This window comes from Streptomyces avidinii, from assembly GCF_045161815.1.
GTDB lineage: Bacteria > Actinomycetota > Actinomycetes > Streptomycetales > Streptomycetaceae > Streptomyces > Streptomyces avidinii.
Genome location: NZ_CP108863.1, coordinates 3567612 through 3581284, shown reverse-complemented (window position 1 = coordinate 3581284; position 13673 = coordinate 3567612). Strand labels below are relative to the sequence as shown.

Below are 13673 nucleotides of genomic sequence, written 5' to 3'. Positions count from 1 at the left end.
GGGGAAGGTGTCGAGCGGAGAGAGGCTCCGCGCAGCGGCCTCACCGGGAGCCCCCGTCGAGCGCACCGGCGGTCCGCGTCCGCGCGAGATGCGCCGACGCCGTCTGCAGCTCCCCGGCCAGCGACTCCACCGTCGCGGCCATGTTCTGCGTCGCCTGCACCTTGAACGCGTCGATCGCGTCCAGCGTCCGGTAGATCTGCGCGAAGGCCGTCCGCAGCGTCTCCGCGCCCACCGCCGGGTCGGCCGCGATCCGCTGGATCTCGCCGCTCTGCGAGGACAGCATCTCCGCGTTGCCCCGGATCAGCTCCTCCGTGGTCCCCTTCAGGGCGTTGACCTGCTCGATCACCTTGCGCTGGTTGTCGAGGGCCGAAGCCAGCATCACGGCGATCCGCAGCGCCGACACGGTCGTGGTGGCGGCCCGGTCGACGCCCTTGATCAGCTCGTCGTTGTTGCGCCGGACCACGTCCATCGCCAGGTAGCCCTGCGCACACACGGCCAGCTGTGTCAGCAGGTCCTGGTGCTTCTGCCGGACCGGGAAGAGCACGTCCGCGCGCATCGCGTCGGCCGCCTGCGGATCGGTGTGCTCCGCCTCGGCGATCCGCTGCTCCACGGCACCGTCCAGGGCCTCGGTGAGGACGGCGTACTCCTGGAGCTTGCCCATGGTCTCCCACAGCCGCGAGCGCTCGGTGTGCAGGGCCGCGTTGTCGCGGCGCAGCTCGTCCTGGCCGCTGCGCAGCGAGCCCACGATCTTGTTGAGGGTCGCCTGCGAGGAGGCGTACTTCGCCACGTGGTCGCGGAACCTGTTGCCGCCCAGCTTCGAGAGGATCCCCTTGATGCCCTTGCCCGGCGTGTCCCGCGGGTCGAGGTCCTCGACGGTGCGGCGCAGCTCGACCAGGGACCCGGCGACGCGGGCCTGGGCGTCGCCCCCGCCGTCGGAGCCCAGCGAGCGCACCGCCCGCTCCAGCATCCGGTTGGACTGCTGGGCGGCGGTGCGGATGTCGGCCGAGCCGAGTCCGGCTATCTCGCCGATGCGCTGGGCGAACTCGGGGGAGCGGGCGTCGATCGCGGCGAGCGAGCCGACGTACTCCCCGGCCCGGCGGGCCATCTCCTCACGGACGCCGTCCTGGAGCGGGACCAGGCCGGCGGCCTGCTCCCTGCGTACGGGGGCGACGGGCTCCGGAGGGCTCAGGTGGAAGGACGTGTCCTCGGGCGGTGTCAGTGTCATGGCGTGTCCCCCTGGCCCTTGGCGCGCTGGGCCAGCGCCATCAGGATCTTGACGGTGGGTGTGCCGACCTGGCGGATGCCGGTCAGACCCGTGTTGAGGTAGGCGGTGTGCGGCGTCGTCGCGGCAGCGAACTCGGCCACGCCCTCCTGCGGGCGGAACCCGCGGAGCACGGCCAGTTCGCGCAGCTTCGGATCGGTGGCGAGGAGGGTGCCCAGCTCCTTCGCCCGCTCCGTCAGCGGCACGAAGGTGTGCGCCGAGTTGACGGTGGTGTCCGGGTAGAGGACGACCATGTCGCCCGGGTCCTGGTGCTGGAGCAGCAGCGAGGCCACCTGGGACTCGTACACCAGGATCAGCGGTTCGCCGCTGCCGCTGATGAACGCCCGGAAGGGGTCGTCGGTGCTGGGCTCCAGCGCGCCCTGAACGGAGATCAGCTTCCGCATCAGGGGTGCGGTGCGGGCGATGCCGGCGTCGTCGGCGACCACGGTGTTGCCGTTCGCGACGTTGGACGTGGCGGCGAGGAAGAGGGCGCCGGAGTTGGAGGAGGCCGGGTCGGTGGTCTTGATGAACACCGTGCCGGTCAGCTCGGCGTGGGCCGCGGAGCCGGGCAGCTGCTGCCAGGTGCGGTCCTCACCGGCGGCCTTGAGGAAGGGGCCCATGAGCAGGGTCCCGGAGTTCTTGCCGGTCATCCTGGCGAGGCCGTTGTCGGCCAGCACCCTGGCGGCGCCCGGCCGGGCGATGACGACGAGCGGGGAGAAGAAGGGCTTGGTCTCCTGGGCTCCCTTGAGCCCGGCGGCGGCCGCGACCTCCTTGGCGGGTTCACTGCTGCTGGGGAAGGCGAAGTCGAACTCCTTCAGGGCGAGTTGGTCCATCGCCCAGGAGCCGGAGGTCTCCGCCTTCACGGTGTAGCCCTTGGCGGCAAGGGCTTTGACGACGTCGGGGTCGCGGAAGAATTCGGACTTCTCCGAGCCGATGACGCCACGCACGGTCTTCGTTGCCGTGGTTTCTGGGTGATCCTGCCCCTGGAACGCGACGACGTAGAGCACGCCGCCGATCAGGAGGAGGCCCAGGACGATTCCTAGGATGCGTCTCACGGGTGCAGCGTGCTCGCGGAAACCCACATTCCGCGAGGAGTTGAATGAACGTCAGGTGTCCAGGCGGTCCCACTTCGAAATGCTGTGTGGGCCCTCGGGTGCTGGTGGGCCGGGCGGCGGCCCGGGAGGATCGGGGCATGGGCGTGAGCGCGTTGAAGTGGCAGGGCTGGCTGGTCGGCCTGGTGACGGTGGCCGGGCTGCTGGTGTTCGCCCCGCTGGCTCTGTACGTGTGGGCGAGCGGCGGCGATCCGCCGCAGGCACCGCCGCGGGCGGCGGTGGAGGACGTACGCGTCACCGGGTGCCGAATCGATCCGGCGAGCCGCCGGGTGGTGGCCGCCGTGGAGGCGACGGGCCGGGCCGAGGGACCGGGCGCGTACGTCGTCACGGTGGAGTTCCGCGACCGCGCCGAAGCGGACCCGGGCGGGCGGGCCGCGCAGGCGCTGGTGAAGCTCCCGGGCGTGGCCCCGGGCGCGACCGAGTACGGGGAGGCGGTCGGCCCGGTGTGGCCGGTGGCGACGGTGCCCTGGTGCGGGGTCGCCGGCGCGGAGTTCGCGCGGGCGGCCCGGTGATCCCTCGGCAGGGAGTCGCCACCGGTCCTCACAATGTGGCGATCAGCCGTTCTGGTTCACCTTGATGACGACGGTGCTGCACACCTTGTCGGCGAAGGTCTGCTTCTTCTCGTCCCACAGCGGCCACAGGTAGCCGATGTAGCAGGCGGCGCCGTCCAGGAAGTGCGCCAGCTTGCGAACGAACGCCATGCCGAAGCCGATTGTGGACCCGTCGGTCTCACGGTGCAGGCTGATGCCCACGATCTTCTTGCCGATCGACTGGCCGGTGGTGCCTTCCTTGTACAGCTGGAAGACGGCCATGCCGAGGGTGTACAGCATGCCGAGCAGGCTGAGGATGCCGGCGATCGCCTCGGTCGACTCGTCGGTGGCGACGGCCGCGCCGATACCGATCAGCGCGTACATCGGGCCAAGGATGATCAGCAGGTCGAGCAGGTACGCGCCGACGCGCAGACCCCAGTGGGCCAGCGGCGGCATCCCCGAGCCCGGCATGCCCGGCGCGGGCATGCCCGGCGTCGGGTAGGCACCGTACGGCGGCGGCGTCTGCTGCGGGTAGCCGTACTGCGGGACGGCGCCCTGGGGCGGCTGCTGGGGGTATCCGTACTGCGGCGGGACACCCTGCGGGGCCTGCTGCGGGTGGCCGGGCTGGCCCTGCGGGGGCTGCTGGCCGTACGGATTGTTCGGGTCGCCGAAGCTCATGGGCGAATCTCTCCAGAATGCTCGAACGGGGACGAAGCGGAGCAGGGGAGATTGACCATGTGGAGCGGCCTCCCCCGTACTGCCGCGATCTTTCAGCCCTCATCGTGTTCGGAGCACCGGAATCTGTCCAATTTCCGCCCCCGCCGCAGGCTCGCGCGGGGGACCGTGGCACCCGGTCCGGAGCCTCCGCGGCCCCGGACCGGGGCCGTCTAGAGGGCGCCGGCCAGGTCCGAGGACGTCAGGGCGGCGGCGTGCGCGTCCATGCGCTCGGCGGCGAGGATCGCGACGGTGGTGTCGGCACGGGACGCGGCGACGAGGAGCGCGCGGGCGGCGAGGTCATGGGCGCGCTGGTGCAGCGCGGCGGCGTCCTCGGCGGAGTGCCGCGGCGCGCGGGCGGGCTGGGCCCCGCGCAGTCGCGCGACCTGTGCGGCGATCTCGGCGGCGCCCTCGTCGAGCCCGAGCTCGTCGGTGACGGCGAGAAGGGCGGCGAGGTGGCCGGCGAGCTGGATGTCCAGAGCTTCGGCGCGGCTGCTGTGCGGGTAGTCGGCTGGGGTAGCGCCCATGCGGTGGACGACCGGCTTCGTGCGGATCGGCTCGTACATGAGGTGGCCTCCTGCGTGGTCAGGAGACCATCCTACATTGGATTGGTTCTAAAGTTGAGCTGAATCCTGTTGTTGGGGGTGCGTCTCGCCGGATGGACACCGGCGAGACCGCACGTACGCGACTACACCTGGCTGTAACCGTCCAGGAAGTTGCCGATCCGGGTCACCGCGTCGGCCAGATCCTTGGCGTTCGGCAGGGTCACGATCCGGAAGTGGTCGGGCTCGGGCCAGTTGAAGCCCGTACCGTGCACCACCATGATCTTCTCGGCCCGCAGCAGGTCGAGGACCATCTGCCGGTCGTCCTTGATCTTGTAGACGGACGGGTCCAGCTTGGGGAAGGCGTACAGCGCACCCTTCGGCTTCACACAGGTGACGCCCGGGATCTGGGTGAGCAGGTCGTGCGCGACGTTGCGCTGCTCCAGGATCCGCCCGCCGGGCAGGACCAGGTCCTCGATCGACTGCCGGCCGCCGAGCGCGGTGGCCACGGCGTGCTGCGAGGGCATGTTCGCGCACAGGCGCATGTTCGCCAGGACCGTGAGGCCCTCGATGTAGCAGGAGGCGTGCTTCTTGGGGCCGCAGACCGCCATCCAGCCGGCCCGGTAGCCGGCGACGCGGTAGTTCTTCGAGAGCCCGTTGAAGGTCAGCGTCAGCAGGTCGGGGGCGATGGCGGCGGTGTTGTGGTGCACGGCGCCGTCGTACAGGATCCGGTCGTAGATCTCGTCCGAGCAGACGACCAGGTTGTGGCGGCGCGCGATGTCCGTCAGCCCGCGCAGCATCTCTTCGTCGTAGACGGCGCCGGTCGGGTTGTTCGGGTTGATGATGACGATCGCCTTGGTGCGATCGGTGACCTTGCGCTCGATGTCGGCGAGGTCGGGCATCCAGTCGGACTGCTCGTCGCAGCGGTAGTGCACGGCCGTGCCGCCGGCGAGGGAGACGGAGGCGGTCCACAGCGGGTAGTCCGGTGCGGGGACCAGGACCTCGTCGCCGTCGTCGAGCAGTGCCTGCATCGACATCTGGATCAGCTCGGAGACGCCGTTGCCGAGGTAGATGTCCTCGACGTCCAGGTCGATGCCCTTGGTCTGGTAGTGCTGCATGACCGCGCGGCGCGCGGAGAGCAGCCCCTTCGCGTCGCCGTAACCGTGGGCCGTGCCCAGGTTGCGGAGCATGTCCTCAAGGATCTCCGGCGGGCACTCGAAGCCGAAGGCCGCGGGGTTGCCCGTGTTGAGCTTGAGGATGCGATGACCTGCTGCTTCGAGCCGCATCGCCTCTTCGAGCACGGGGCCGCGGATCTCGTAACAGACATTGGCGAGTTTGGTTGACTGGATCACCTGCATGACGGGAGCTTACGGGCCCGGGTGCGAGCGTGACGTGTGTTTTCGAAGAGAGACCCGGGGTCGATTTGTCCCACTTCGGGCAATGGGTGGGTGGGGGTGCGGTCCCCCCTTGGAATCCGGGGTCGCGCCCACGTCCCGACCTGCGGAATGGGTGACGTGGGGGCAGATGGGAGCGCATGGTGTTGCGCTCGTCACCCCGGGTGCCGCGGAAGATCGGCAGCGCCGGGTACGCCGCATGAGTACGGGACGTCGGTACGAGGCATGAGTACGCCGCATGAGTACGCGGGATGAGTACGCGCACTCATGCGGGCGCCCGTGCCGCGGTGGAGGCTGGAGGCATGCACCAGGGCGAGCGGGAAGCCGGGTCGGCACGGTCATCGTTGCCGCGGCGGGCGTCCTGATGGTGGCGGGGGCGGTCCTCATGGGCCCGCTCATGCCGGTGGTCCTGAACGGCGGCAACTGAGGGGCGCGAGACAGTGGTTTTCGTAGTCGGTGACATGGAGATCGCCACGGTCGGCACGGATGGCGACGACCGGGCGATCGAGTTCCTGGTCAGGCCGGAAGGGGTCGTGGAGGAGGGCCACTTCGCGATCTTCCGCGACCACGACCAGGACTGGGAGTCGGCCCGCCTCGCCATAGCCCCCGACTCGGGCAGCGTCCCGCTGGCCGCGGTGGAATGGGCGGTGGAATTCGCCCGCGAGTACCTCTGAGGGGGGCTTCGGGGGTGGGGGTGCGGCGGGGGTGCGGTCGGGCGGGGGTGGTGACGTTCGGGGCGGCTCCCGCCCACCGAAGCCGCCCCGAACGTCACCGACGCCGCCCGCCCGCCCCCACCCCCACCCGCAACGGATGAGGCTCGGCCCGCGCCGTGTGCGGTCTCAGCTCCGGACCTGCCACGCGGGGTGCGGGGGGCGGGGTGCGCGGCGCTTGTAGGCGTCGATCGTGAGGAACAGGGCTCCCGAGGCGGCCGTCGCGGTGAACGACAGGATCGCGGCGGCCGGCCGCCACATGTGCGAGATCCCTACGAGCATCAGCCACGTCGCCGCCGAGGCCCCGGCCGTGAACAGCACCAGCGCGATCCTGGCTCCGAGCGACATGCTGCCGCTCGCCGCGACGCACCCGTACCCCAGGAGCGCGCCCGGGAGGAGGGTCACGATCACACCCAGGATCACGAAGAGAAGCAAGGCGATGACCATGGCGCACTGACCTCCGGACCGGATCCGCTCCCCGCCGGTCGGGCGGGGTCGTCTGCAGCCATCCTGTCAGATGATTTGAACGTGTTCAATGCAGGGTGGCTGCCTTGTGGCTGCGGGGCGCTGGCGTCAACGGGGGGGGGGGGCGATGCGTGGTGCTGTCACCCGGAGGCTTCGGTGTCGGGGTCGGGGCCCGGCAGTGGCGGCGTGGCACGATCGCGGGATGGAGTACCGGTATGCCACCGAGGCCGACGCGCCCGCCATGGCGGAGCTCTTCGCCGCCAACCACCATGACGCGCTGACCGAACGGCAGCGGGCGGAGCAGGGGTTCGTGCAGGGTCGGCTCGACGTCGGCGCGCTGCGGGCGATGGCCGGTGCGCGCGAGCTGCTGGTCGCGGACGACGCGGGCCGGATCGCCGGCCTCCTCGCGCTCTCCCCGCCCGCGGCTCCGGCCGATCCGCCGCCGCCGGTCGCGGGTCTGCTCCGGGCGCAGGCCACCCTGGAGTGGCAGGGGCGGCCGCTGGCCGAGGCGCGGTGGCTGCTCTACGGGCCGGTCGTGGTCGATGCCGCCTACCGGGGGCGCGGCGTGGCACGGGCGCTGTTCACCATGGCGGTGTCGGCGGCCTCGGAGCGCGCGGAAGCCGTGGTCGCCTTCATCGAGGCCGGGAACGTGCCGTCCTGGAAGGTGCACGTCGACGGCTTCGGCATGGTCCCGCTGGGCGAGTTCGTCGTGGATGGGCGCACGTACAGCGCGGTCGCCGCGGCCACGCTCTGAGGGTGCCCGGGAGTGCCCGGGAGCGCCCGGGAGTGCCCGAGGCGTCTCGGGGTTCCGGACGTGTGCGGGCGGTGGTCAGCCCGTGCGTTCCAGGATCACCAGTGGGATCTCGCGGGGCCGGGCCGCGGCGCGGTCGTCCTCGAACGGGGGCCACAGGGCCGTCAGCATCTCCCAGTACATCTCCCGCTCCCCGGGCGTGGCGGTGCGCGCCTGCGCCATGAAGGAGGCGGCGCCGACCTGGAGGCGGACCTCCGGGTGGGCGGTGAGGTTCCGGTACCAGCGGGGGTGCTCCGGGGCGCCGTACGCGGAGGCCAGGACGAGGTGGCGGCCCGCGTCCTCGCAGTAGATCAGCGGGGTGCGCAGGGTGCGGCCGCTGTCGCGGTCGAGCGTGGTGAGCAGCAGGGTGGGGACCCCGTGCCAGAGGTGCCCGTCGGCTCCGGCGGTGGTCACGTAGGCACGGACGTGGTCGAGCCGTGGGCCGGGGCGCGGGTCGGTGGGGTGCTCCCAATCGACGTCGAGTACGTGCATTTTCCTGTCCTTAGGGTTGTGTCCCCCCTGTGGCTAACGAGCATTAACGATTCTGGATGCGCCCGACCCGTAGCGCATGCCTACAGGTCTGGACCAAGCTCGTCGCATGGATCTGGAGCTGAGGCACCTCAAGATCGTCCGGGCCGTCGCCGACGCCGGGAGCCTGACCCGGGCCGCCACCGCGCTCGGCCTCGCGCAGCCCGCGCTCAGTACGCAGTTGAAGCGCATCGAGCGCGCGCTGGGCGGGACCCTGTTCGTGCGCGGCCGCGAGGGCGTACGGGCCACCGCGCTCGGGGAGCTGGTGCTGGAGCGGGCCAGGGTGCTGCTGCCCGCGGTGTGCGAGCTGCAGGAGGACGCCCGGCGATTCGCCCGGCAGGGGACGCCCGGCTACCGGCTCGGCGGCACGCACGGGCCACTGCTCGGCGGGCTCGTGGACCGGCTCGCGCGCCGGGAACCCGGCGTACCCGTCACCACGTACACCTCCTGGTCCGAGAGGGACATCGCCGGGAGCGTCGCCGAGGGGCGGCTGGACTTCGCGATGGTCGGAGTCTGCGGGGAGAGCGCGCCGCCCGAGCCGGGGCGGCTGGCGTGGATGGAGGTGGCGCGCGACCCCGTGCACGTGATGCTCGCCGAGGACCATCCGCTGGCCCTGGCCCCGCGCGCGGAGATCGAGCTCGCCGAGCTGGCCGCCGAGGCCTGGACGGACGTCCCCGGCGACGGCTGCTTCGGCGACTGCTTCGCCGCGGCCTGCGTGCGCGCCGGTTTCACGCCCGCATGCGTCTACGAGACCGACACCGCCTCCTGCGTGCACCTGGTGCAGGTGGGGCGGGCCGTCGGACTGTGCCGGGCCACCTTCCCTGTGACGCCGGGGGTGGTCACGAGGCCGCTCGCCCGGACTCCGCTGATGTGGCGGCACCTGCTGGGGTGGCATCCCGCGGCGCGCGCGGCGGCCCGGGCCGCGGAGGTACTGGAGCACGCCCGGGCCGCGCACGCGCAGGCGCTGGCCGGGTCGGCCGGCGGTCTGCCGCCGGGTCTGCGGACAGCGGACGACCCCGCCCCGGGGCGCGACCCCGGGGCGGAGCTTCGGCAGCATCCTTGTCGCGCTGAAGCCGCGGGCCGTACCTGAGTACAAGCGGGCACCGGCGACTACCGGTGAGTACCGGCTCGTACCGGCGTGGCCGGGTGCGGGGGTACCCGAGTGACCCGGGTACCGGGCACCTACGGCAGATAGCGCTCGATGACCTGCGGGCCCTCCTTCTCGATCAGCAGCCGAGCCTTCTCGACCCGCTCCGGAGTCGGGTCGTGGCCCGTCGCCATCACGAGGTCCTCGGGGTCGTACGGTCGCTCCCCGCCCGTGAAGAGCCGGTCCGACCGTGTGGGCTGCTCGTCGGGTTCACTGACCATCGCGTACCTCCTACGGTTTTCCCCTGGCCCCATCCTCCGACCGCCGCCCCATGAACGCACCTCGACCGCGGGCATAACACCGGGGGAGGGGCCAACCGGCAGCTCCCGCAAGGCGGTTCGGATTTCTACGGTTTCCGCAGACCCCCCACCGGAAACCGAGGAGATCCCCCATGCTCAAGCGACACGCCCGCGCGGCGTGTACCGCCCTGGCCGCCGCCGGGCTGCTGCTGGCCGGGACCGGCGGCGCCACCGCCGATTCCGCCCCCGCCGCACCCTCCGCGGCGGCCACCCTGCGCACCGCGGACGCCCCGCCCGAGCTGCTCGCCGCCATGCAGCGCGACCTCGGCCTGACCCCCACGCAGGCCAGGGCGCGCCTCGCCCACGAGGCCGAGGCCGGTGCCACCGCCGCCCGGCTGAGGGACCGGCTCGGCCCCGCCTTCGCCGGGGCCTGGGTGGACGGGGCCGACGCCGGCACCCTCACCGTGGCCACCACCCGGGCCGCCGACACCGCCGCGATACGGGCCACCGGAGCCCGGGCGGAACTGGTCACCCGCGCCTTGGCCGACCTGGACGCCGACCGGGCCGCACTGGACCGGGCCGCCGGCCCCGCGACCCCGGTCCGCTACGTCGACCCGCGCTCCAACACCCTGGTCGTCGAGGAGACCGAGGCGGGGGCGGCCGCCGCGCTCCTGGCCGCCACCGGGACCGACGCCGCCCGGGTCACGGTGGTCCGTACGGCCGAGGCCCCGCGCCCGCTGTACGACCTGCGCGGTGGCGACGCGTACTACATGAACGGCAGCGGCCGCTGCTCCGTGGGCTTCCCCGTGACCAAGGGCTCCACGAACGGCTTCGCCACCGCCGGGCACTGCGGCCGCGCCGGGACCACCACCAGCGGCTTCAACCAGGTCGCCCAGGGCTCCTTCCAGGCCTCGGTCTTCCCCGGCAACGACATGGCCTGGGTGGCCGCCAACACCCAGTGGACGGCGACCCCCTACGTGAAGGGCGGCGGCGCGAACGTGCAGGTCACCGGTTCGGTGCTGCAGCCGGTCGGCGCCTCGGTGTGCCGTTCCGGATCGACCACCGGATGGCACTGCGGCACGATCCAGCAGCACAGCACGAGCGTCACCTACCCCGAGGGCACCATCTCCGGCGTGACCCGTACGACGGTCTGCGCCGAGCCGGGCGACTCGGGCGGCTCCTACATCTCCGGGAGCCAGGCGCAGGGCGTCACCTCGGGCGGTTCCGGCAACTGCTCCAGCGGCGGGACCACCTTCTTCCAGCCGCTGAACCCGATCCTGTCGGCGTACGGCCTCACCCTCAAGGTCAGCGGCAGCGACCCGGGCCCGGGCCCCGGTCCCGGCGAGCCCGAGCCGGGCGGCACGTGGAAGGCGGGCACCGTCTACGCGGCCGGCGCCACCGTCACCCACGGCGGCGCGACCTACCGCTGCATCCAGGGGCACCAGGCCCAGACGGGCTGGGAGCCGCCGAACGTCCCGGCGCTCTGGCAGCGGGTGTAGCGGCGTAGCGGTGCGGCGGGTGCAGAGCCCGCTCGGCCCGGCCCCTGCCCGGTCCCGCGCGCGGACCGGTGCCGTGACTGCCAAGGGGGGAGTCACGGCACCTCCGCGTGCGCGCGGGTCACACGAGGACCGCCGCCAGAGTGCCGAGCGCGCCGAAGACGGTGAGCAGTGCGCAGATCGACAGGTTCACGATCCGGTGCTCCCAGAAGACCGCGACGAACTCGCGGATGGTGGCGCTCGGCCAGTAGTACTTCGCGGTGGGGGAGCCCACCACCTGCCCGTTGACGCCGGTCTTGCGGGCCAGCATCGCCGCCCGGAAGGCGTGGAAGTTGTTGGTGACGACCACGCACTTGTAGGCCGGGTCGTGGGCCGTCATGATCTCCCGGCTGAAGAGCATGTTCTCCTCGGTCGTGGTGGAGCGGTCCTCCAGCACGACGTGCTGCTCGGGCACGCCCTGCGCGATCAGCCAGTCCGCCATCGCCCGGGCCTCGGCGACCTTCTCGTCCGAGCCCTTGCCGCCCGAGACGAGGAGGACCGGCGGCCGGCCGCTCCGGGCCAGCTGGGCCTCGTAGATCTGCTGCCCCTTGCGCAGGCGGGAGGCCAGCAGCGGCGGCACGCGGTCGCCGCCGACCAGGCCCGAGCCCAGCATGACCACGTGGTCGACGTCGCCGCGCACCTTGATCCGCCCGTAGAGGAAGGCGTAGCCGAGGAAGCAGAAGAAGACGAAGGAGACGTAGCCGGCGACCACGGTGACCGTTCCGGCGATGCCGCCGAGGAGCGGGGAGCCGACCACGCCGACGAGGACCAGCAGCGCGATCAGCGCGAAGATCGCGAGGCCCGCGAGCATCGACAGCAGGTTGGCCGGCCGGAAGCCCTCCTTGCGGATCATGATCATGCCGTTGCGGACGAGGTAGCCGCCCAGGACCAGGGTGGCGAACGCGGGTGAGGCGAAGGCGAGCACGACGACCGTGACGGCGGCCCAGGTGGGCAGCTTGCCGACCTGGAGGAACACGGCGGAGAACAGGCTGAGGAAAGTCAGCCCCAACAGCACGGCGTTGCTGAAGCGTCGCCGGTCCTGCCGGACGCTTACGCAGAACGCGAGGAACAGCAGGGCGGCAAGGGCGAAGGCGACCATGCCGACCATCGTAGATGTCGGATTTACCGAAGATCGCGGGCGGTTCGGCGCACGGACCGTCCGGCCAGCACGTCCGTCCGGCGTCCGTCGCGCATCACGAAGCGTCCGTCGATCAGGACGTGCGGGATACCGGTCGGCAGCACACGCGGCCGCTCGTACGTGGACCCGGCCGCGACCGTGTCCGGGTCGAAGAGGACGAGGTCGGCGCGGTACCCCACGCGGACCAGGCCCCGGTCGGGCAGCCGCAGGCGCGCCGCGGGCCGGCCGGCCAGGTGCGCCACGCACTCCTCCAGGGAGAGCAGGCCGAGTTCGCGGACGTAGTGACCCAGGTAGTGGGGGAAGGTGCCGTAGGCGCGCGGGTGCGGTTTCGCGCCCTGGAGGATGCCGTCGGAGCCGCCGGTGTGGACGCGGTGGCGCATGATCGCCCGGACGTTCTCCTCGTGGCCGACGTGCTGGAGGATCGTCGGCGCGAGCCGGTCCTCGAGCAGCAGCCTGCGGGCGGTCTCCCAGCCGGCCACGCGGGTGCCCACGTACGGGGCGAGGGCGGGGTCGGCGGTGCCCGAGATCTCGATCGTCGACCAGTCGACGGGCACCCCGTGGCAGCCGTCGGAGCCCTCGACCTCCAGCGCGCGGCGGATCCGCTCGGCCTGGGTGCCGTCGCGCAGCCGGGCGAGGACCGCCTCCGGGCCGCCCTCGTTCGCCCAGCCGGGGAGGAGCGCGACGAGGGTGGTGCAGCCGGGGGTGTACGGGTAGCTGTCGAGGGTGATGTCGGCGCCGTCGGCCAGGGCCGCGTCGAGCAGGGCGAGCAGTTCGGGGGCCCGGCCCCGGTTCTCGCCGAAGTTCATCGTGGCGTGCGCGAGGTGCAGGGCGCAGCCTGCCTCCCGGGTGAGCGCGACCATCTCGGCGTAGGCGGCCAGCGCGCCGTGGCCGTAACTGCGGTGGTGCGGGCAGTAGTAGCCGCCGTACCGGGCCACGACCCGGCACAGCTCGGTCAGTTCGGCGCCGGTGGCGTACATGCCCGGGGTGTAGGTGAGACCGGAGGACAGGCCGACGGCGCCCTGGGCCAGGCCGTCGGCGACGAGCTGCCGCATCCGGTCCAGCTCGGCCGCGGTCGCCGGGCGGTCGTCCCAGCCGAGGGCGTACGCGCGGACCGTGCCCTGGGGGACGAGGTAGGCGGCGTTGACCGCGATGCCCTCGCCGTCGAAGCCGCGGTCCAGCCGGTCGAGGTACTCGCCGACCGTGCGCCAGTCGAAGGCGATGTCGTCGCCGGGGCCGTTCCAGCCGGCGATCGCGGCCCGCACCTCGCCGAGCGTGCGCTCGTCGACGGGCGCGTACGACAGGCCGTCCTGGCCGATGACTTCGAGGGTCACCCCCTGTGCGGCCTTCGCGCCGTGGTCCGGGTCGCGGAGCAGCGCGAGGTCGCTGTGGGCGTGCATGTCGACGAAGCCCGGGGCGAGGGCGAGGCCGTGCGCGTCGACGGTCTCGCGGCCCCCGGACAGCCTGCCGATCCCGGCGATCCGGCCCTCGTGGACGCCGACGTCGGCGGTGCAGGAGGGCCCGCCCGTGCCGTCGACGACGCGGGCCCCCCGGATGACCAGGTCCACCGG

15 protein-coding genes are annotated in these 13673 nt (G+C 72.4%); 5 read left to right on the top strand and 10 right to left on the bottom strand.

The features are described from left to right. Positions 1-40: 40 nt before the first annotated feature. Together OG373_RS15610 and OG373_RS15605 are read right to left on the bottom strand one after the other, a co-directional pair. Positions 41-1225: a toxic anion resistance protein gene (locus OG373_RS15610; protein WP_405438940.1), complete on the bottom strand. Its 1185-nt coding sequence runs from the start codon at positions 1223-1225 to the stop codon at positions 41-43. Further along, positions 1222-2316, bottom strand: coding sequence for a hypothetical protein (locus tag OG373_RS15605; protein ID WP_405438938.1), 1095 nt, complete (start codon positions 2314-2316; stop codon positions 1222-1224). Before OG373_RS15605 ends, OG373_RS15610 begins: the two co-directional genes overlap by 4 nt. Positions 2317-2459: 143 nt before the next feature. Between OG373_RS15605 and OG373_RS15600 the strand changes: the two genes are divergently transcribed. Continuing rightward, the gene (locus OG373_RS15600; RefSeq protein ID WP_405438936.1) at positions 2460-2885 is read left to right on the top strand and encodes a hypothetical protein; all 426 of its coding nucleotides are present in this window, start codon (positions 2460-2462) and stop codon (positions 2883-2885) included. A gap of 42 nt (positions 2886-2927) precedes the next feature. On the opposite strand, the gene OG373_RS15595 is transcribed toward OG373_RS15600, so the two are convergent. From OG373_RS15595 to OG373_RS15585, 3 genes are all read right to left on the bottom strand, one after another. Beyond that, complete coding sequence (locus OG373_RS15595) at positions 2928-3581, bottom strand: RDD family protein (RefSeq protein WP_405438935.1); 654 nt, start codon at positions 3579-3581, stop codon at positions 2928-2930. Between the two features lie 209 nt (positions 3582-3790). Further along, positions 3791-4183, bottom strand: a complete 393-nt coding sequence (locus tag OG373_RS15590; RefSeq protein ID WP_397729365.1) for a hypothetical protein — start codon at positions 4181-4183, stop codon at positions 3791-3793. Positions 4184-4305: 122 nt separating this feature from the next. Then, complete coding sequence (locus tag OG373_RS15585) at positions 4306-5517, bottom strand: pyridoxal phosphate-dependent aminotransferase (RefSeq protein ID WP_405438933.1); 1212 nt, start codon at positions 5515-5517, stop codon at positions 4306-4308. A 497-nt stretch (positions 5518-6014) separates the two neighbouring features. On the opposite strand from OG373_RS15585, the gene OG373_RS15580 reads away from it, so the two are divergent. Beyond that, positions 6015-6227: a hypothetical protein gene (locus OG373_RS15580; RefSeq protein ID WP_052873304.1), complete on the top strand. Its 213-nt coding sequence runs from the start codon at positions 6015-6017 to the stop codon at positions 6225-6227. Between the two features lie 165 nt (positions 6228-6392). On the opposite strand, the gene OG373_RS15575 is transcribed toward OG373_RS15580, so the two are convergent. Continuing rightward, positions 6393-6710, bottom strand: a complete 318-nt coding sequence (locus OG373_RS15575) for a hypothetical protein (RefSeq protein WP_405438931.1) — start codon at positions 6708-6710, stop codon at positions 6393-6395. A 220-nt stretch (positions 6711-6930) separates the two neighbouring features. On the opposite strand from OG373_RS15575, the gene OG373_RS15570 reads away from it, so the two are divergent. Beyond that, positions 6931-7482, top strand: a complete 552-nt coding sequence (locus OG373_RS15570) for a GNAT family N-acetyltransferase (RefSeq protein ID WP_405438929.1) — start codon at positions 6931-6933, stop codon at positions 7480-7482. Between the two features lie 75 nt (positions 7483-7557). Here OG373_RS15570 and OG373_RS15565 read toward each other — a convergent pair whose 3' ends face one another. Continuing rightward, complete coding sequence (locus tag OG373_RS15565; protein ID WP_405438927.1) at positions 7558-8010, bottom strand: nitroreductase/quinone reductase family protein; 453 nt, start codon at positions 8008-8010, stop codon at positions 7558-7560. A 106-nt stretch (positions 8011-8116) separates the two neighbouring features. Between OG373_RS15565 and OG373_RS15560 the strand changes: the two genes are divergently transcribed. Beyond that, positions 8117-9136 (top strand): LysR substrate-binding domain-containing protein, encoded by a 1020-nt coding sequence (locus OG373_RS15560; protein ID WP_405438925.1) that lies wholly within the window; start codon positions 8117-8119, stop codon positions 9134-9136. 92 nt (positions 9137-9228) lie between these two features. On the opposite strand, the gene OG373_RS15555 is transcribed toward OG373_RS15560, so the two are convergent. After that, positions 9229-9414: a hypothetical protein gene (locus tag OG373_RS15555; RefSeq protein ID WP_397729358.1), complete on the bottom strand. Its 186-nt coding sequence runs from the start codon at positions 9412-9414 to the stop codon at positions 9229-9231. Positions 9415-9584: 170 nt separating this feature from the next. Between OG373_RS15555 and OG373_RS15550 the strand changes: the two genes are divergently transcribed. Further along, a complete protein-coding gene (locus OG373_RS15550; protein WP_405438923.1) occupies positions 9585-10931 on the top strand; it encodes a carbohydrate-binding protein in 1347 nt (448 codons plus the stop codon). 118 nt (positions 10932-11049) lie between these two features. Here OG373_RS15550 and OG373_RS15545 read toward each other — a convergent pair whose 3' ends face one another. Continuing rightward, positions 11050-12066 (bottom strand): YdcF family protein, encoded by a 1017-nt coding sequence (locus tag OG373_RS15545; protein ID WP_405438921.1) that lies wholly within the window; start codon positions 12064-12066, stop codon positions 11050-11052. A gap of 23 nt (positions 12067-12089) precedes the next feature. Beyond that, positions 12090-13670, bottom strand: a complete 1581-nt coding sequence (locus OG373_RS15540) for an amidohydrolase family protein (protein WP_405438919.1) — start codon at positions 13668-13670, stop codon at positions 12090-12092. Between the last annotated feature and the right edge of the window lie 3 nt (positions 13671-13673).